Origin of the sequence: Bradyrhizobium australiense (assembly GCF_013114825.1) — a bacterium.
GTDB lineage: Bacteria > Pseudomonadota > Alphaproteobacteria > Rhizobiales > Xanthobacteraceae > Bradyrhizobium > Bradyrhizobium australiense.
Map to the genome: position 1 here is coordinate 220,627 of NZ_JAAVLX010000010.1, position 18,891 is coordinate 239,517.

Genomic DNA, 18,891 nt, shown 5'->3' on the forward strand with positions numbered 1-18,891 from the left:
CATCAGCTTCCGGATGCGGCCCGGTCGATGAATAGTGCGCCCTTGGTGACGATCTGCTCGCCGGGTTTCAGATTGCCGACCACCTCGACGAGATCGCCATTGGTGAGGCCGGGCTTGATCTGACGCAGTTCAATGGTCTTGTCCGGATGCGCGACCCAGATCCGGACCTGGTCGCCTTCGTAGATCAGCGCCTGCTTCGGCACGCCGACTGCGGGACGGTCGCCTGCCGAATAGATCGTGACGTTGGCAAACATTTCCGGCTTCAGCGTACCGTTCTTGTTGTCGATCGTGGCGCGGACCAGCAGCCGGCGCGTCGCAGGGTCGATCGCGGTGGCGACGTAGTTGATCCGCGCCGAAAGCGAACGGCCCGGCAGCGCCAGCACGTTGAAGGTCACGTCCTGCCCGACCGCGACATTCGCGCAATCGCTTTCGCGGACGAACGCGGTGAGCCAGACGGTGGAGAGATCGCCGATCACGTAGACGGGGTCGCTGGCGCCGGCATTGACGTACTGGCCAGGGCCGATCTTGCGCTGGACCACGGTGCCCGCAATCGGTGCGAAGATGGTGATCTCAGGATTGATGCGACCTTTCTCCTGGAAGGTCGCGATGTCCTCGTCGGTGAGGCCGAGAAGGCGCAGTTTGTTGCGCGCCGCCTGGACTGCGGTTTCCGACGATCGCATGTCGTTCTGCGCCTGGATCAGGGTCGCCTGGCTCTGCTGATAATCCTTCAGCGGAACGGCCTTGCCCTCGAACAGATCCTTGGCGCGCTGTCCCTGCAACTCCGCCAAATCGAGCGCGGACTTTGCCTTGTTCATCGCGCTCATCGCCGCGATGTAATCGTTCTGCGCCTGAACATTATCGGCGGCCTCGATCACAAACAACGGCTGGCCCTTGACGACGCTATCACCTGGCCTGGCCAGCAGCCTGGTGACACGGCCGGCATAGGGCGAGAACACCGGTGTCGAGCGATCCTCATCGATCGCAATCTTGCCTTCGGTGACGTGCTCGGCGCGGAAGCCACGTTCGGTGACGGGCTGAATGGTCAGACTGGCCCATTCGGCGGGACTCGGCGTGTAGCGCTGCAAGCCCTTGCGGGATTGGCTCGAGATTTCCGAATGCCCGCGCTTTGGGCCGCCGATCTGGGCGTAGCCGTAGGCGCCCGCGCCGACGAGGGCCAACAGGCCGACGCCCACGGCCAACCGCTGCCGGGTAACGACCTGCAATCGCTTGGTAAACACGTTGATCATTCAGCCCGGAACCATTCAGCGACGATTTGTCTCACCCTGCGCTAATAGTGCCCAATTCACGTTCCAACAATATGAAAAACGAAAATAGCCTTAGCGGAGAGATGAAAGTTTAGAGAGGGCAGTCCGAACGCCCCGTTAGGGCTTACGCCGGCGGCGGCCATTTCGGTGGGTGACTGCCGAGGGGCATCGCCGGACGGGCCCAAAATGCAGGGGTTTTCGACAAAACCGCAGAATGCCTGACCGACCGCAGCACACCAAAGCCTGAAACGACCTCCTCGATGAACGGCGTCACTGCCTCCCCCGTAAGATCCCGGGTATCAAGCCCGCCGGCCATCCGCCCGAGATTCCACAGCCAGCGTCCGGTCTGCGCCAGCGATACCTGGACGTGCCAACTGCCGCCTTCACGCGCCTGGCGCGCTTTGGCCATCATGACGCCGAATGCCATGAAGTAACCGGTGGCGTGGTCGAGCATCTGCGCCGGCAATTCCTTCGGTCCGTCGACGCCGGCCGCCAGCCCCTCGGCATGGTTGAATCCGGTCGCAGTCTGCACCAGCGAGTCGAAGCCGCGCCTCTCGGCCCAAGGCCCGGCGGCACCATAGGCGGACAACGAGACATAAATGATACCGGGATTGATGCGTGCGGCGTCCTCCGGAGCGAAGCCAAGGACGGCGATCGCGCGCGGCCGGTAGCCCTGCGAAAAGATGTCCGCCTCAGCCAGCAGATCGCGCAGCAGGCTACGCCCCTGCTCGCTCTTCAGTTCGACAAAGCTCGTCAGCTTGCCCCTCCCGGTGTCGATGACGAGCCAGGGGATCGCCGGCAAATCAGGTCCCGAGATCAGCAGCACGTCGGCGCCATGCGCGGCGAGCGTTCGCCCCGCAACGGGACCGGCGATGACCCGCGACAGATCAAGCACACGGATACCGGCGAGCGGGCGGTCACCTTTCGGCCACGGCTTCGGCGCAGCCTCGCCGATCTTCGTGATCGAGATCAGCGGTAATGCGGCGAGCGCCTGGGCGTGCGGCGTGGCCTCCCATTCGTCATGGGAGCGCATGAAGGCGACGACGCCGCCGCTCGCATAGGCCGCGGTCTCGAACGCCTCGCCGTCCCATTGCTTCAGCGCGGCCTGCACCGCGTCACGCTCCGGCCTGCAGTTCAGCACCTTGCAGACGGCGTCGCGGTGATGGGGAAAATTGGTGTGCAGCCGCACGAATCCGTCGCTGGTTTTGTAGATACCGGCGATTGCTTCCCAGGCTGGCGGTGGCGGCTTGCCCTCGACGCGCAGATAACGTTCGCTCCGGCATTCGACCACGGCATGGCGCATGTCGACCGCGACCTGCTGCGCCTGGCAGCTGCGCATTTTCCAGATCTCGGCTGCGGCGAGCGCGGTTGCGGCGACGCTCACTTGCGCCGCGGCGGCGATGCGAAACGAGGACGGCAGTTGCGGCTCATCGCCGGTCAGCGTTAGCGCGCCGAGCACGGACGGATCGCCACCGATGGAGGTCCAGATACCGGAGAGGATTTCTCTGGGGCTTTGCATGAGCGTGTCGCTTGCCTAGTTTTCTTAAGCTCTGCCCGGCTTCCAGAGGAGTTACAATGGCTGCCATCGATCCCCTAACGGCGGGAGCCGTTTTGCTTGCGACCGCCGCTACCGATGCGGTCTACGTCATGTTCACCTCGGCGGTCGTCGCACGCAAGCGCGTGCCGGCGGCGACCTGGAGCAGCGTCTGGTATCTGCTCTCGTCATATGCCGTCATCAGCTACACCGAGAACTGGGTTTACGTTGGCTTCGCAGCATTGGGTTCGTGGCTAGGTGCCTACGCGACGATCACTTTCCTGCATCGTCCGCCCGGCGGCCCGCCGGTGGGTGCGGCGCCGGAGTAGTATGCTCATCCAGGCTACGAGTCCAATTGCGAACGCCCCGGAATGACGGAAAGGCAGAGACTTTCTCGGTTTGAGCTTTCGTGGTGGCCACCGTCGCCGCTACAATATAGTCGGACCAACGAGGGAAAAACAAAATGGACTTGGGTTTGAAAGGCAGAAACGCCGTCGTGCTCGGCGGCACGCGCGGCATCGGGCGGGCGATTGCAGAAACGCTGGCCGGCGAAGGCTCGGGCGTCGCCGTTTGCGCCCGCAATGCGGATCAGGTCGCGGCCACCGTTGCCGAGCTGAAAGGGCTTGGCGTGCGAGCGGCCGGCGCGCCCATCGATGTCACCGACGCGGCCGCGCTGAAATCATGGGTATCGGATGCGGCCGGGGCGCTCGGCAGCATCGACATGCTGTTTTCCAATGCCGGCGCCATGGCGCAAGGCGGCGATCCTGTCTCATGGGAGCAGAATTTCCGGCTCGACGTGCTGGGCGCCGTCAACGCGTTCGAGGCCGCTCGTCCATTGCTCGAAGCGAGCGCGCAGAAGACCGGCGACGCGGCCTTCATCATCATTTCATCGATCTCGGCGGCGCAGGCGGATAGCGCCAGCTCCTACGGCCCGATCAAGGCGGCACTGATCCACATGGCCAAGGGACTGGCGCGGCAATACGCCGGAAAGAAAATTCGCGTTAACGTGGTGTCGCCGGGCACGGTCTATTTCAAGGGCGGCATCTGGAACGTGGTCGAGCAGAACATGCCGAAGCGATACCAGGATGCGCTGGCGCGCAACCCGACCGGGCGCATGGCGACGCCGCAGGAGATCGCCAACGCCGCCGTGTTCCTGGCAAGCCCGGCCTCCTCGTTCACCACCGGCTCGAATCTCGTCGTCGACGGCGCGATTTCGAATCGCGTTAATTTTTGAGGGAGGCGTGCAGTTTGTGGGGTGGGCAAAGCGCGCTTGCGCCGTGCCCACCATCTATCCCGATGTTAACTGAATGGTGGGCACCCTGCGCTTTGCCCACCCTACAATTTTACGATCCGGAATGACGGATGGAGCGACTACTTCACCGTATCCGCACCGGCCTTGCAGGCGACTGCATCCTGGTCGCCGGTGGCACCGCTGCAACCGACTGCACCGATGATTTTTCCACCCTCGACCAGCGGAAGGCCGCCGGGAGATGCGGTCGGCGAAGGCGCCTCCAGCGTGGCGATATAGGCTCCGGCAGGAGTCTGCATCGCGCTGTTGAAGATCTGCGTCGGGCGGCGATAGCGCGCCGCGGTGCGCGCCTTGTTCTGTGAGATGTTCACCGACCCCTGCTGCGTGTTGTCCATCTTGTAGAAATAGACGAGCTCGCCATGCGTATCGGCGACCGAAATAGCGAGCTTCCAGTTGCGGGGCGATTTCGTGGCCTCGGCGACGACCGCTTTCACGACCTCGGCCGCGCGGTCGGCGGTGATCGAATCTCCATAGGGAATATCGAAAGGCATCTGGTCCGGCACCGCGGCCGGAGGGGCCGGTTGCTGGGCCTGAGCCTGAGCGCAGACCGTCACGGCTGCGCAAGCTGCAAAGATCGCCAAAGTGCTCTGACGCATGTCTTCCTCCCAAGGTATTGATAAGGGTATTGATTATGTTGCTGCCGAGCTTCCCCTTTGCTGCCCGGTTGACGTCAACAGTAGGGGCTTTGCGGGCTGGTTGATACTCAATTTGGCCGCGCAGATTGCGCACCCTGCTACGGGGTTTGCTGCGGTCGCGAAAGCAGCCGATATGGCGGATGGCCCCATGCCGCGACACCGGGCACGGTTGCGTGAATTCGGCTTACAACTCACGAAGTAAACCGGTCAATTTGAAGCGATAAGCTAAGGGAACTTTACGAAGTTACCTTCACTCTGATGGCCTGTTTCGAATGCCCAGCTCGGCTGGGTCCAATGACGGATGGCCACGATGATTGTCGATGAGCAAAGGACAAAAGTGCAGCGCGAACCGCGACGCGAGCTCCGCAAACGGCCGACATGGATGACGATCGACGACGGGATGACCAGGATTGAATGTTTTGTCCTGGACGTCTCACCGGGCGGCGCCAAGATCGTGACTGACGCCGCGTTCGATGTCAGAGACAGTTTTCAACTGGCGCTAGTGCCCGAACACGCGACGCGCCAGTCCTGCGAAGTGGTCTGGCGCCGGGGCAAGACCTATGGCGTGAAATTTCTGTCTTGAGAAGCAGCGTCTTCGCCGCGGCTCGACGAATATGTACCACCGCGGTGGCCTCATGGTTCTCCCGGCGATGCGAAGCATCGTCCGGAGACGGCGCGGAGCCTGTCATCGGGCCGCGCGCGGACCCATGGGCGCCTCCTCACCGAGAGGGGAGATAGTCTTCTCCTGCGGCGTGCCGGCGCGCCATCTCTGCGCCCCCGCAGACATCATCTCGTCGTGATTGGCCTCGACGTATGACTGTATTATTACATTCATATGTCAGTTCGATTACGGCGGAGCGGCGAATGAGCTTGGAATGGCAGGCGCGGTCAGGTTCCCTGGCCTGGTCGAATCCCGTGTCCTGGTGGTGGGGCCTGTTGACGCTGGTAAGCGGCGTCAATATCGCGATCTGGTTCGCGCTGTATCGCGAGCTTCCCGCCCAGCCGAGCGGATCCGCCGGCAGCGCGTCCGGCATCGGAATGATGCTGCTGTTCTGCGCGGCTTATGTGTTCGGCTGCGCCTTCAGGTCGTTTCTGCCGCGTGCAGACGTGCAGCGGATCTGCCTTTTCGACACCTGGCTGTCGAGCGTCATGGTCGGGCGTTCCGTGGCAACCGTGGCCGAGATCTGCTTCGTGGCGCAATGGGCCATTATCCTGCACCAGCTCGGCACGATGACCGGAGCGGATACGGTCGTGAATGTCGCGCGGATGATCGTTCCGCTGATCCTGATCGCCGAATGCCTATCATGGTATGCAGTGCTGACCAGGAACTATCTCGGCAACGCTATCGAGAATTCGCTATGGGCGGTTGCCTTCTTCGCCATCGGTGTCGCTCTTTGCCGCCTGCTGCCGGAGTTCAACGGCGCGGTTCGCGCGGGTCTCGCTGTCGCCATCGCGGGCATTGCCGGTTTTCTGGCGTTTCTCATCACGATCGACGTCCCGATGTACCTGAAGCGCTGGCGGACCGGGGATGCCGATGGCGACAAGCGCCTGACGCCCCGCGAGGGCTTGCGCGACGTCAGCACGCGCTGGGTGGTGACGCGCGATCTTGCGGAGTGGAAGGACGAGATTGCCTGGATGTCGCTGTATTTCAGCCTGGCGGTCTGGGCGAGCCTCGCGCTGTGCATCTTCCACTCGCTCGAACATCATCTGCCGCAGTACCGGACTGAAGCGGCAATCACGAGCGGAGCATCGAGCGCGGCCGTCTTCGGCAGCACCCGATAAGACAACAGCCACCGAAACTTTACATCGCATTGCCGCGTTACACGCCTGTGTTGCGGCTAGCGCGGCTTTTGTTTCAGAAGGGCATGTTTTGGACCGGTTTCAGATAGGCCTCCATTTTCTGGCGCTGGCCGCGGCTTTCGCGCTGGCCATTCCGATCGGTTGGGATCGTGAAAAGCGGGCGCGGAGCGCGGGCCTGCGGACCTTTCCGCTGGTCGCGATGGCGAGCTGCGGATTCGTGCAGGCCAGCGAAAATCTGCTGGTGCATTCGCCCGACGGCATGGCGAAGGTGATCGAAGGCCTGATCACCGGCATCGGCTTCATCGGCGGCGGCGCGATCCTCAAGCAAGGCACCACTGTGCAGGGCACGGCTACGGCCGCGAGCCTGTGGGCCACCGGCGCGATCGGCGTTTCCGTCGGGCTGGGCAGCTATGACGTCGCGGTGACGGTAGCGGTGTTCACGTTCCTGACCTTGAGGCTGCTGACGCTGGTCAAGGAAGAGCGCGATCTTCAGATCGGTCAAGGCGGCAAGGAATGAGCCGTTAGCCCGGATGAGCCAAGGTCCGATTGTACCGGGACTGGTCGCGAGGGGATCAAGCCGCAGGAGAAATCCTACGCATACGATGCATAACAGTCACCGCACCGTGAGGGTATTTCGTCGACCGCGGACAACATGAAGTATTCCGTGCCTCGTGCGAAACCATTTTCCCGGCCGAGGAAAAAGTCCCGAAACGATGGCGTCGTAACGTGATCCCGTGATCAGACATGGAGACGATCATGTGGACGCTCATCAACATACTCTACCGGGAATATTGTCTGGCTCGGTTGCAGGAGATGCGCAGGATCACCCTCGCTCGCTGAAGCTCGATGAAGCGCGAGCAATCTGTCGCAGCCAGCATTTGCTGACTTGCGGTGAACCGCAATCAGGAGTCACCTTGTCGGACCAAGATCGAAGGAGAAGGTTATGCAGCCATCGACAGACGATCTGCTGATACGCCAAATTAGTGCGCTGATATCCGCGACCGCCGATGCAACGTCCACCAGCAGGGAACATGCCCCCTTCATCGAGGCACGGCTATACCAAACCCTCGCTGCACATTGCGCCGAAAAGCAAAAGATCGCAGCAATGCTTGCGAGAAGTGGAGTCGGAACGACGCGAACGGAATTGATCTATTGGTAGATCGACGCCAGCGGATCTTCGGCGAAGCCGTCACTGGGCTACCTTTTTGATTGCTCTCACGCCGCGTCCGGGGGGATGCGCGCTGGCCCGTCACCTCCAACCAGTCCCGATCGGGAGCGCGATCCTCCGGATTGGCCCCTAAATTGGCCCCTAAATTGTCCTGGCGGAATACCGAACTCGCGCTTGAACGCCCGATTGAACGCCGCCTCCGAATCATAACCGACCTCGGACGCCACCTGTATCACCGGCTCCCGCGTGGTTTGCAGCATCCTGGCGGCGAGTTGCAGTCGCCAGCGGGCAAGATAGGCCAGCGGCGGCTCGCCCAGAAACCGAGAGAACCTCTCGGCCAGGACCGAGCGTGAAACCGCTGTAGCGGCAGCAAGTTCCTCCACGGTCCAATGATGACAGGGCTTGCGGTGCATAAGCGCCAGTGCGCCGCCGACAACCGGATCCCGCGCACCCGCAAGCCAGCCGGTCTGCTCGGCCGGCAGCGCTTCCATATAGCGGCGGATGGTTTCGATGAAGAGCGCTTCCGCCATCTTGGAGAGCAGCACCGATTGTCCCGGCCGCGAGGATCCTGCCTGGGAGACAAGATGGCGAACCGAGCTCTCCAGCCATTCGCCGGCCGGGTCGCCGCGGAGATTGATCTTGATCATCAGCGGCAGGCCGGCAAGGAAAAGCCGTTCGGCATGACGCTCGCAGCCGAAATAGCCGCAGACAAATTGGGTCAGTTCGCCGCCTCCACCCAAGCGCATTGTCGTCAGATCGCCCGCGAGATACCTGCCGAGCGAAGCTCCGCTGTCAAAGAAGGCCGATGGCGAACCGTACGAAACAGTATGAGCATCGCCATGGGGGATAATCAGAATATCCCCCGCCTCGACGGCGATGTCCTCTTCGCCCGAAAAGCATACGACCGCCTTTCCGTGGGTGACCAAATGATAGCTGACCAGGCGCTCGGTTCCGGGGGCAAGCACGTGGGCGACCTTTTGCAGGTGCGGCACCTTGAACCCCCAGGGGGCCGTACACTCCGCGTGATAGAAGATGGCGCCGGTCATGCGCACCGACGTCAGGGCCTCGGATAGAGCATCCATCTCCTGCTCCGCCGCCGTTGACACTATGGACTGCAAAAAACCATGGAGTTTCGGCAAAGTTTGGGCTGGGGCTTCCCGCTAAACTCGAAGCCACGAGTTCCGGCCGCTGCGGCCAGTCAGCTCCTTGGCACCTTGGCGGCAGGGAAGAATTTTGCAAGGAGGTTTTCGATGGGCAAGGCATTCGACGTGATCGTCATGGGCGCGCGCTGCGCCGGCTCGCCAACAGCGATGTCCCTGGGGCGGAAGGGATACCGAGTGCTGGCGGTCGATCGCGCTTCATTCCCGAGCGACACCGTCTCAACGCATCTCCTGCATCCGCGCGCCGTGAATGCGCTGGCACGATGGGGCCTGCTCGACCGGCTGGTGGCGACCGGCTGCCCGCCGATCCACACCTACTCCTTCGACTTTGGCGCGTTCACCATTGCCGGCGCTCCCGGCACTGACAAGGATCCCGTTGCCTACTGCCCGCGGCGGACAATCCTCGACAAACTTCTCGTCGATGCCGCGGCCGAATCCGGCGCGGAGGTGCGTCAGGGCTTTGTCGTCGAGGAAATAATTATCGACGGCGAGCGGGTGGTCGGCATCAAGGGTCAATCGAAGCACGGCGGCTCCGTCACGGAATCTGCCGAAATTATCGTGGGGGCTGACGGCCGACACTCCATGCTGAGCGAGGCGGTCCGCCCCGAGCAGTACCGCGAGAAGCCACCCCTGTTGGCAGCTTACTACAGTTATTGGAGCGGGCTGCCCATGGACGGCCGCTTTGAAACCTATATCCGCGACAAGCGCGGATTTGCGGCAGCGCCGACCCACGACGATCTGACGCTCGTAATTGCCGGTTGGCCTTACCCGGAGTTTGCCGACAACAAGAAAGATATCGAGGGCAACTACTTGAAAGCAATTGACCTGGCGCCAGACCTCGCCAGGCGGCTGCGCAACGCAAAACGCGAAGCACCCTTCGCCGGCGCGGCGGTGCCGAATTATTTTCGCAAGCCTTACGGCCCTGGCTGGGCACTCGTAGGGGACGCCGGCTATAACAAAGACTTCATAACAGCACAGGGAATTCTCGACGCTTTCCGAGACGCCGAACTCTGCGCCACGGCAATCGACCAATCGTTGTCGGGCGCGCGGCCATTCGAGGAAGCTATGGGTGAATATCAGCGCATCCGCGACGCGGAAGTTGGCGCGATGTACGATTTCACGTGCGACCTCGCAACGCTTGAACCGCCGCCACCGGAGCTGCAACGGATCCTTGGGGCGGTTCACGGCAACCAGGCAGCCATGGACGGCTTTGCGCGTCTGAATGCCGGGACGATATCGCCAACAGAGTTTTTTGCGCCGGAGAACGTCGAAGCAATTTTTGCCGCTGCCGACTCGAGGACCCAAAGGATGAGTGGATCGTGAAAGGCGGCGGCAGCTTTGCGCTCCGAAAGCCGATACTCCGATGACAACCGCAGAAGCGATCGGCTCAATGAAAATCCCGCGACGGCGGCAGGATGCGGACGTCGCGCGGGTGGCGGATTTTTTGCGCTGATGTCTCGGGATGATCGCGGCGGTCGTCGTTGAGCGGCTCGACCAGCGCGGGCCCTGCGGGCACTGGATGCTTGCGGCTTAAGGCATCATTGGCGAGGCCGATCAGGTCGTGGGAGCGGTCGAACATCCGCTGTGCCACCAGATGCGTCACCTGCTCCGGGCTGCTCTGGATGTAGCCTTCGACCAGGATCAGGCGGGCACCCATCACCTCTTTCCGGTACTGCTCCATTACCTTGGGCCACACCACAATATTGGCGATGCCGGTCTCGTCCTCCAGCGTCATGAAGACGACACCGTTGGCGCTGCCCGGCCGCTGCCGCACCAGCACCACGCCGGCGCAGCGAATACGGCGGCGGTCGTTGCTGTGATTGACATCCTTGCAGGGGACGACGCGCTCCTTCGTGAACCGCTCGCGCAAGAATTCCATCGGATGGCCCTTCAGTGACAGCCGGATCGTCTGATAATCGGCGACCACCTGCTCCGGCAGCGGCATCTGCGGCAGCGGCTTGGCCTTCTCGTCGGGCTGCTCGCGGGCGATCGCGGCCTGAAACAGCGGCAACGGCACGTCGTCGGGCAGCCGCCGCACCGCCCACAGCGCCGCGCGTCGGTCGAGCCCGATGGAGCGAAAGGCATCGGCGTCGGCGAGCAGTATCAGCGCACGCTTCGGCAGGCCGGTGTCGCGGGCGAATTCCTCCAGCGAGGTGAACGGGCGGCGGTTGCGGGCGGCGACGATGCGGTCGGCCCAGTCTGTAGTCACCTCTCCCGCTTGCGGGGGTCGAGACGAGCGAAGCTCGCTCTTAGGTCGGATCGCATCGATAGATGCGATCCGGGTGGGGGAAACTCTCTCCATACGGGCAGCGGGACTCGCGGCAGCACCCCCACCCCAACCCTCCCCCGCAAGCGGGAGAGGGAGCACCGTCCCCGTGCGGCTGGTCTCGTCATTCTCCGATGCGCAATTGAGCATCAAAGAATCTCGAGATTCTATGGTGCGCAATTGCGCACCATAGTTCGATGCTGTCGCATCGCCCCGGAATGACAGTTGCATTTGCTTCAGCCGCTCCTCATCCTCATCAAGCCAGTGAAAACCGTCGATCTGGCGGAAGCCGAGCCGAACCGCACAGTATTTGCCCTGCCCCTCCTCCAGCGTGTTCTGGGCAAAGCTAAAGGACACGTCGATCTCGCGCACCTCGACGCCGTTCTTGCGGGCGTCGCCGACAATCTGCGCGGGCGCGTAAAAACCCATCGGCTGCGAATTGAGCAGGCCACAGCAAAAGGCATCGGGGTGCCAATATTTGAGCCATGACGAGACATAGACAAGTTGCGCGAAGCTTGCGGCATGGCTTTCCGGAAAGCCGTAAGAGCCAAAACCCTTGATCTGGTCAAAACAGCTTTTGGCGAATTCAGGATCGTAGCCGCGCGCGATCATGTTGTTGATCAGCTTAGCTTCGAATTTTCCGATTGTGCCGACATTGCGAAAGGTCGCCATCGCGCGACGCAATCCGTTGGCTTCCTCGGGCGTGAATTTTGCGGCCTCGATCGCGATCCGCATCGCCTGTTCCTGGAACAAGGGCACGCCGAGCGTCTTGTGCAGCACGCGGTACAATTCATCCGCCGGCCCATGCTCAGGTGATGGTGACGGATAGCTCACCTTTTCCTGGCCGTTCCGCCGGCGCAAGTAAGGATGCACCATGTCGCCCTGGATCGGACCGGGGCGGACGATCGCGACTTCGATGACGAGGTCGTAGAAGGTGCGCGGCTTCAGGCGCGGCAGCATGTTCATCTGCGCGCGGCTTTCGACCTGGAACACGCCGAGGGATTCACCTCGCTGCAGCATTTGATAAACTTCGTCGTCGTCCTGCGATTTGATGTCGGCCAGCTCGTAACGCCGACCCTTGTGGTCGGCGATCAGATCAAAGCTCTTGCGGATGCAGGTCAGCATGCCCAACGCCAGCACGTCGACCTTCATCATGCTGAGCGCGTCGACGTCGTCCTTGTCCCATTCGATGAAGGTGCGGTCGTCCATCGCCGCGTTGCCGATCGGCACATAGGTGTCGAGCCGGTCCTGCGTCAGCACATAGCCGCCGACATGCTGCGACAAATGGCGGGGGAATTCGATCAGCTCGGAGGCAAGCGTAACCGCGAGTTCGACCATCGCATTCGTAGGGTCTAGCCCGGCCTGGCGGACCTGCATCTCGTTGAGGCCCTTGCCCCAGCTTCCCCACACCGTATCGGCAAGCGCTGCGGTGACGTCTTCCGTCAGCCCCAGCGCCTTGCCGACATCACGGATGGCGCTGCGCGGGCGATAGTGGATGACGGTGGCGATGATCGCAGCACGATGGCGGCCGTAGCGGCGGTAAACATATTGCATCACCTCCTCGCGCCGTGAATGTTCGAAATCGACGTCGATGTCGGGCGGCTCCAGCCGCTCCTTGGAAATGAAGCGCTCGAACAAGAGGTCGACCTTGGTCGGATCGACCGAGGTGATGCCGAGCACGTAGCAGACCGCGGAGTTCGCCGCCGATCCCCGGCCCTGGCACAGAATGTTCTGGCTGCGCGCGTAACGGACGATGTCGTGCACGGTGAGAAAATAATGCGCGTATTTGAGCTCGGCGATCAGATCGAGCTCCTTGCGCAAGGTGGCGCGCAGCTTCTCGTCGATTACCCCGCCGAAATATTTTTCGACGCCCGCCCAGGTCAGGTCTTCGAGATGCTGTTGCGCGGTCTTGCCCGGCGGCACCGGCTCGTCCGGATACTGGTATTTGAGCTGGTCGAGCGAAAACGAAATGCGCTTTGCAAAGCGCATGGTTTCCGCGATCGCCTCGGGCAGATCGCGAAACAGCCGCGCCATTTCATGGGCCGGCTTGAGATAGCGTTCGGCATTGGCCTCCAGTCGCTTGCCGATGGCATCAATAGTGCTTTTCTCGCGGATACAGGTCAGCACGTCCTGCAGTGGGCGGCGGGCGGGATGGTGGTACAGCACTTCATTGGTCGCCAGCAGCGGCACCTTTGCCGCGAGCGCAAGGCGATGTAGCCGCGCCAGCCGGCGCCTGTCGTCGCCGCGGTAGAGCAGGCTTGCGGCGAGCCACACGCCATCGGCGGGGCTGGCCTTCAATCGCTCTAAAAGTTTTTGTGCATTCGCCGCGTCAAAACGATGCGGCAGCGCCAGCACCAGAAGCTGGCCTTCGACGAAATCGAGGAGATCATCGAATTTCAGGTGGCATTCGCCCTTTTCGATCCGCGTGATGTCATCGCCGCGTTTGCCGCGGGTGAGCAACTGGCACAGCCGGCCGTAAGCCGCGCGGTCGCGCGGATAGACCAGGATGTCAGGCGTGCCGTCGATGAAGACGAGCCGTGCGCCGATCAGAAGCTTTGGTTTATGCGCAACCGCAGGGTTGTCGAGCTCGCTCCAGGCGCGCACCACGCCGGCCAGCGTGTTGTGGTCGGCGATGCCGATCACGGGAATACGAAGCTCGCTCGCCTGATGTACATAGGCGCGCGGGTCCGAGCCGCCGCGCAGGAACGAGAAATTGGTGGTGATGCCGATTTCGGCATAGTCGGACAAAGGGTTTTTCATGCGAACAACCCGTGCACGAACCATCTCGGCGGAACGGGCTCGCCCTCCGCATCTGCCGGTTCGCTTTCATAGAGCCCGTCGCGAAAGATCCAGAAACGCAGGCCCGCTTCATCCTCGATACGAAAATAATCCCGCGTCGGGCCGTCGCCGTTTTGTTTCCACCATTCCATGGCGATGCGCTCGGGCCCCTCCACCCGCACCACCGCATGCGTGACGCGGCGCCAGGTGAATTGATGCGGCGGGCCGTCGGGCACGGTTGCGAACGGCACTTTGATCGGCTCCGGCTTTTCGAACAGCCGCAAGGGGCGGAGCGGCGGCTCATCCTCGATACGCTCGGGCCATGCGACCTGCGCCGCAGCCGCGAGATGATGCTGCGCTGGCACGGCCAGCACCGCGCGTTCGGGGATGTGGGTATCCTCCGGCAGATGCACGACGACGCGTTTTCCGCCGATGCGCGCAGCGATGCGGTCGATCAGCGCGGACAATTCGTCATTGTCATGGACGTTGGCATCGAGATCGCGCTGCTGCTGCACCACAATTTCGGTGCGGCTGGCGGACAACCTGATGAGATCAAAACCGAAGCCGGGATCGAGGGGATCATTGAGTGCATCGAGCCGCTCGCGAAACAGGCGGTCGATCGCTTCCGGCTTTGTCATCGGACGCCCGGTTTCAACGGAAATCGTGCGCACCGCACCATCGGTACGGAAGAAGCTCGCTTCCAGCTTTCGCGCGCCCTTGCCCTGCTTGTCCATCGCCGTGACCAGCATGCCGGCGAGCGCGGACAGATTCATCGCGATCACGGTGTCGGTGGCGACCGGCTCGGGAAAACGTTTTTCGACGATGTAATCCGGCAGCGGTTTGCGCGGACTGATCGGCGCATTGCCCTGCCCGAGTGCCTGCTCCAACAGCGTCGTGAAGGGCGCGCCGAACCGCGCGGTGATTTCGTGGGGGGCGCGCGAGGCAACGTCGCCGATGGTCTTTAGCCCGGCGCGGCGCAGGCCGGCGGTAATGGCGTCATCCGCGCCGAGCGCCGATACCGGCAGCGGACTGACGGCCTCCGCCTCCTCGCCATCGGCGACGATCATTCCGGAGACGTGGCGCGTCAGCGTACGCGCACAGATCGCGGTGGAGGCAATCGCGGCGCCGACGGCAAAGCCGCGGCGGCTCAGCGCGCCGCTGACGATCTGCAACAGCGCGCGCTCGCCGCCGAACAGATGGGCGCAGCCGGTGATGTCGAGATAGAGCCCATACGGCGGATCGAGCGCCACCAGTGGGGTGAAGCGGTCGCACCAGTCGGCGATGTCTTCGAGCGTCTTGCGGTCGGCGACTTCATCCGCGTCGAACACCGTCAGCTCGGGGCAGATCGCGCGCGCATTGGCGAGCGGCAGGCCGATCGAGAGGCCGGCCTGGGCGGCGGCTTCGTCGAGGGAGTGGATCAGGATGGCATTGTGCTGCTTGGCGACGATGACGAAGGGGTAGACTTGCTTTACCTCTCCCGCTTGCGGGGGTCGAGACGAGCGAAGCTCGCTCTGAGGTCGGATAGCATCGCAAGATGCGATCCGGGTGGGGGAAGCTCTCTCTACACGGACAGTGTCGCTCGCGGCGACACCCCCACCCCAGCCCTCCCCCGCAAGCGGGAGAGGGAGCCGACTGTTCGTGTTGTGAGAGATATCAACCCGAGCACTGCTGTCGTTCCCTCCCCCCTTATGGGGGAGGGTTAGGGAGAGGGATAGCGGCAAAGACGGTGTGTGTGGCTTACCCCTCTCCCCAGCCCTCCCCCGCAAGGGGGGAGGGAGCGCACCGATCGTGTCGTGAGCAGCGTCGCTCAAAACTCTATTGGAATCTTCAGCTTGCGCGTCGCTGCGGCTGGATAATCGCCGCTTGATGCGGTCGATGGGCAGGCGTGGCAGCCAGAGGCTGAGGATACGCCGCCGGTTCACTGAATAGGCGCTCATCACAATTCCATTCCATGATCCACCGGCCGACCGGGCCATGACGGTTACGAACGAGGTGCGCGTCGAACACCGGCGCGCCCCACGCGATCCAGGGCGCTGAAGGCGGCGAATGCGCCGCGCGCACGATCCATCTTGTCTCCGCGGTCGAGGGCCGCGGCTCCGCCGCCACCCGCAGCAGCAACGCCGTAACGCCGGAGGCTGCTGCGGCCAACGTGAGCTTGCGGCTGGCGACAAGATCGAGCTGACGCGCCTGTCCCCACATTTCCAGCACGACAGTGCCGAGCGCGTCGCAGGCCAGCGCATCGGCGGCGGTCCGCAATGCGGCGTCGGTGTCGGGCGCGCGCACCGTCACAAGTAACCGCGGATCGAGCCCCAGCTCGCACAACCCGCTCATCGACAGCGCACCCGATTCAATTTCCGAAAAATCCTGCCGCACCCAGACCAGCGGCCGACGCGGCGATACCCTTCCCGCCAGCCCTGCAATGAAGCCGGTTGCTGATGCGCTCTGGTGTCCCTCGGCGAAAACTTCATGCATCGCTGCGAGCGCAAGCCCACCCTGCAGCACAGCATCCGCAGCCTTATGGCCAAGCGCAATCTTGTTGATGTCATGCGCGTCGCCATGCGCCTCCAGGCGCTCGATGCTTCCGCGCAAACTTGCAAGCGTGCTTGTGCGTGCGGTGCTCATCCGCCGCTCCTTCAGAAAATTGGCCTTTACCGCTTCTTCCCGAGTGAACGCGCGGCTGGCTCATTTGTTCATGATATGTTCTAATATAAAGCTAACAGCGCCGGCAGAGTCAATCGAGATCGACGCTTTGGCGATTCATGAGCGGAATCAAAGGGATTCAACGGTGGACGTGCAACGTAAGCTGGAAATTCTGGCGGATGCTGCGAAATACGATGCTTTCTGCGCTTCCTCAGGGACAGAGCAGCGGGATTGGGCAGCTGCACATCCGACGGCGCGGGACTGAAGGAGCGGTTCAAGCCGAAGGCAACGCAATTGGGATCTGGTTTTTGAGCAACGTCGTCATTGCGAGGAGCCAACGGGTCGCGCGAATGCGCGCCCGATGACAGGCTCCGCGACGAAGCAATCGGTCTAAGCAAGCGGAGAAGTGGATTGCTTCGCTTCGCTCGCAATGACGAGGAAGAGAGAAATGCACCACATCATCCTCTCCAGCGAAACTGATTTCGATGGCTGGCGCAAAGCGGCGCGGGCACTGGCGCTGAACGATATAAAGCCGTTCGACGTGACATGGCGCGTGGCTGATGATGCGCCCGAACTGTTCGAGCCGACGAACCCGCCGCTCGAGCCGCCACACGGCACCTTCAACGTACCTGCCAAATTCGTCGAACTGGCGGAGGTTGCGATCCTGCATCGCAACCCCGAGCGCTTCGCCCTGCTCTATCGCCTGCTGTGGCGGTTGCGAACGCATCATGATCTGCTTGAACTCGCGACCGATCCTGACGTGGCCGAGCCCATCGCGATGGCGAAAGCCGTGCGCCGCGACGAGCGCAAGATGCATGCCTTTGTCCGCTTCCGCGAAATAGGCCGCGAGCAGAAATCGCACTTCGTCGCCTGGTTCGAGCCGGAGCACCACATTGTCGAGCTGGCCGCGCCGTTCTTTGCGCGCCGTTTCGCCGACATGCCCTGGTCGATCCTAACGCCTGACGTCTGCGCGCATTGGGACGGTCATGTCGTCTCGTTCACGCCGGGCGTCAGCAGAAGCGAAGCCCCTGGCGCGGACCGGCTGGAGGAGACCTGGCGGCGCTATTACGCCAGCATTTTCAATCCCGCCCGGCTGAAAGTGCAGGCGATGCAAAAGGAGATGCCCCGGAAATACTGGCGGAACCTGCCGGAGGCTTCATTGATTAAACCCCTGATCGAAGGCGCCGGGCGCAGTGCAAGCGCGATGATCGCGAATGCGGCGACCGAACCGCACAAGCCGCAGAAGCGGTTGGAACCGGCCAAGGCAAATAACAAGGCAAGCGACGAGGCAAGCGAAATGGCCCGCAAACAAGCTGACGATATTGAGGCGCTACGCGAAGAAGCCGCCGATTGCCGCGCCTGTCATCTCTACAAGAATGCCACGCAAACTGTGTTCGGCGAAGGCCGGCAAACCGCGCGGATCATGCTGGTCGGCGAGCAGCCCGGCGACAAGGAAGATCTCGCCGGCAAGCCGTTCGTCGGACCCGCAGGGCAAATGCTCGACCGCGCGCTGCAAGAAGCCGGCATCGACCGCCGCACGGTCTACGTCACAAATGCGGTCAAGCATTTCAAGTTCGTGCCGCGCGGAAAGATCCGCCTGCACCAGAAGCCGAACACACCTGAGATCAAGGCCTGCCGGCAATGGTACGAACGCGAGCTGGCCGCGATCAGGCCCGACCTTGTGGTGGCGATGGGGGCAACCGCAGCGCAAAGCGTGTTCGGAAAAATTACGCCGATTAACAAGAACCGCGGGCACACGATCGATCTTCCCGACGGCACCAGGGCACTGGTGACGGTGCACCCGTCCTATCTGCTGCGATTGCCGGACGCCGATGCCAAGGCGCGCGAATACCGGCGCTTCGTCCAGGATCTCGAAATTGCCGCCGACGTGCTGCGGAAATCAGCACATGCGGCCTGAATTCCGCCAATCCGCTCGCCGCAATTTCTGGTGGAAATATAATGGGAAAAATTGACAATCCCGCCTGCAACCATTAATTGATAAAAGACACAATCGCATTCTCAAGGGAATGTGGGACGTCTGCTCACGCTATGACGCTTCCACATGGTCGACGCGCTGCGCGGTTCCCTACCTCCAGCCCCGGCGCCGTGCAGCGCGCGACCCTCTTCATTCAAGAACCTCTTGGCGTTGCACCGCATGGCTGAAGCGACGTTCCCCGGATGCCGCGCAGCGCCGTCAGCGCGTTTCACGCGCCCGGGTTCGACCGCTTGTCGGGGTGGGTCCCGGCTCTGCGGCGCAGCGCTACCGGACGGTGCTTCGCGTCGCCTGGGCTGCACCGCGTCCGGACACGCGATAGCGATTCGAAAGCGCCGTCACG

14 protein-coding genes are annotated in these 18,891 nt (G+C 62.5%); 7 read left to right on the forward strand and 7 right to left on the reverse strand.

Annotated features, from left to right (window positions below):
- Positions 1-2 precede the first annotated feature (2 nt).
- Positions 3-1,247, reverse strand: coding sequence for an efflux RND transporter periplasmic adaptor subunit (locus tag HCN58_RS28460; protein WP_171582662.1), 1,245 nt, complete (start codon positions 1,245-1,247; stop codon positions 3-5).
- A 142-nt stretch (positions 1,248-1,389) separates the two neighbouring features.
- Positions 1,390-2,784 carry a CoA transferase gene (locus HCN58_RS28465; protein ID WP_171582663.1) on the reverse strand — a complete coding sequence of 465 codons (1,395 nt, stop codon included), beginning with the start codon at positions 2,782-2,784 and terminating at the stop codon, positions 1,390-1,392.
- Between the two features lie 56 nt (positions 2,785-2,840).
- Here HCN58_RS28465 and HCN58_RS28470 point away from each other — a divergent pair, with 56 nt between their 5' ends.
- Together HCN58_RS28470 and HCN58_RS28475 are read left to right on the forward strand one after the other, a co-directional pair.
- A complete protein-coding gene (locus tag HCN58_RS28470; protein WP_171582664.1) occupies positions 2,841-3,128 on the forward strand; it encodes a hypothetical protein in 288 nt (95 codons plus the stop codon).
- A 134-nt stretch (positions 3,129-3,262) separates the two neighbouring features.
- Entirely contained in the window at positions 3,263-4,033 is a 771-nt protein-coding gene (locus HCN58_RS28475) for an SDR family NAD(P)-dependent oxidoreductase (protein ID WP_171582665.1), read from the forward strand.
- A 137-nt stretch (positions 4,034-4,170) separates the two neighbouring features.
- Here HCN58_RS28475 and HCN58_RS28480 read toward each other — a convergent pair whose 3' ends face one another.
- On the reverse strand, positions 4,171-4,704 hold the full coding sequence (locus HCN58_RS28480; protein ID WP_171582666.1) for a GlcG/HbpS family heme-binding protein: 534 nt from the start codon (positions 4,702-4,704) through the stop codon (positions 4,171-4,173).
- A 349-nt stretch (positions 4,705-5,053) separates the two neighbouring features.
- On the opposite strand from HCN58_RS28480, the gene HCN58_RS28485 reads away from it, so the two are divergent.
- The 3 genes from HCN58_RS28485 (at position 5,054) to HCN58_RS28495 (ending at position 7,060) form a co-directional block, all read left to right on the forward strand.
- Positions 5,054-5,326, forward strand: a complete 273-nt coding sequence (locus HCN58_RS28485) for a PilZ domain-containing protein (RefSeq protein WP_283814632.1) — start codon at positions 5,054-5,056, stop codon at positions 5,324-5,326.
- A gap of 281 nt (positions 5,327-5,607) precedes the next feature.
- Positions 5,608-6,525 (forward strand): hypothetical protein, encoded by a 918-nt coding sequence (locus HCN58_RS28490; protein WP_171582668.1) that lies wholly within the window; start codon positions 5,608-5,610, stop codon positions 6,523-6,525.
- 88 nt (positions 6,526-6,613) lie between these two features.
- Positions 6,614-7,060, forward strand: coding sequence for an MgtC/SapB family protein (locus HCN58_RS28495; protein ID WP_171582669.1), 447 nt, complete (start codon positions 6,614-6,616; stop codon positions 7,058-7,060).
- 698 nt (positions 7,061-7,758) lie between these two features.
- On the opposite strand, the gene HCN58_RS28500 is transcribed toward HCN58_RS28495, so the two are convergent.
- Positions 7,759-8,793 carry an AraC family transcriptional regulator gene (locus HCN58_RS28500; RefSeq protein ID WP_171582670.1) on the reverse strand — a complete coding sequence of 345 codons (1,035 nt, stop codon included), beginning with the start codon at positions 8,791-8,793 and terminating at the stop codon, positions 7,759-7,761.
- Positions 8,794-8,988: 195 nt separating this feature from the next.
- Here HCN58_RS28500 and HCN58_RS28505 point away from each other — a divergent pair, with 195 nt between their 5' ends.
- Positions 8,989-10,194: an NAD(P)/FAD-dependent oxidoreductase gene (locus HCN58_RS28505; protein ID WP_283814636.1), complete on the forward strand. Its 1,206-nt coding sequence runs from the start codon at positions 8,989-8,991 to the stop codon at positions 10,192-10,194.
- 64 nt (positions 10,195-10,258) lie between these two features.
- Here the strand turns inward: HCN58_RS28505 and HCN58_RS28510 are convergent, their stop codons facing one another.
- The 3 genes from HCN58_RS28510 to HCN58_RS28520 form a co-directional block, all read right to left on the reverse strand.
- Entirely contained in the window at positions 10,259-13,897 is a 3,639-nt protein-coding gene (locus tag HCN58_RS28510) for an error-prone DNA polymerase (RefSeq protein WP_171582672.1), read from the reverse strand.
- Positions 13,894-15,363, reverse strand: a complete 1,470-nt coding sequence (locus tag HCN58_RS28515; protein WP_311966889.1) for a Y-family DNA polymerase — start codon at positions 15,361-15,363, stop codon at positions 13,894-13,896. The genes HCN58_RS28510 and HCN58_RS28515 overlap by 4 nt, the downstream gene beginning before the upstream one ends.
- Before the next feature lie 379 nt (positions 15,364-15,742).
- A complete protein-coding gene (locus HCN58_RS28520) occupies positions 15,743-16,537 on the reverse strand; it encodes an ImuA family protein (protein WP_171582674.1) in 795 nt (264 codons plus the stop codon).
- 466 nt (positions 16,538-17,003) lie between these two features.
- Between HCN58_RS28520 and HCN58_RS28525 the strand changes: the two genes are divergently transcribed.
- Positions 17,004-18,473: a UdgX family uracil-DNA binding protein gene (locus tag HCN58_RS28525; RefSeq protein WP_171582676.1), complete on the forward strand. Its 1,470-nt coding sequence runs from the start codon at positions 17,004-17,006 to the stop codon at positions 18,471-18,473.
- The last annotated feature ends 418 nt before the right edge of the window (positions 18,474-18,891 follow it).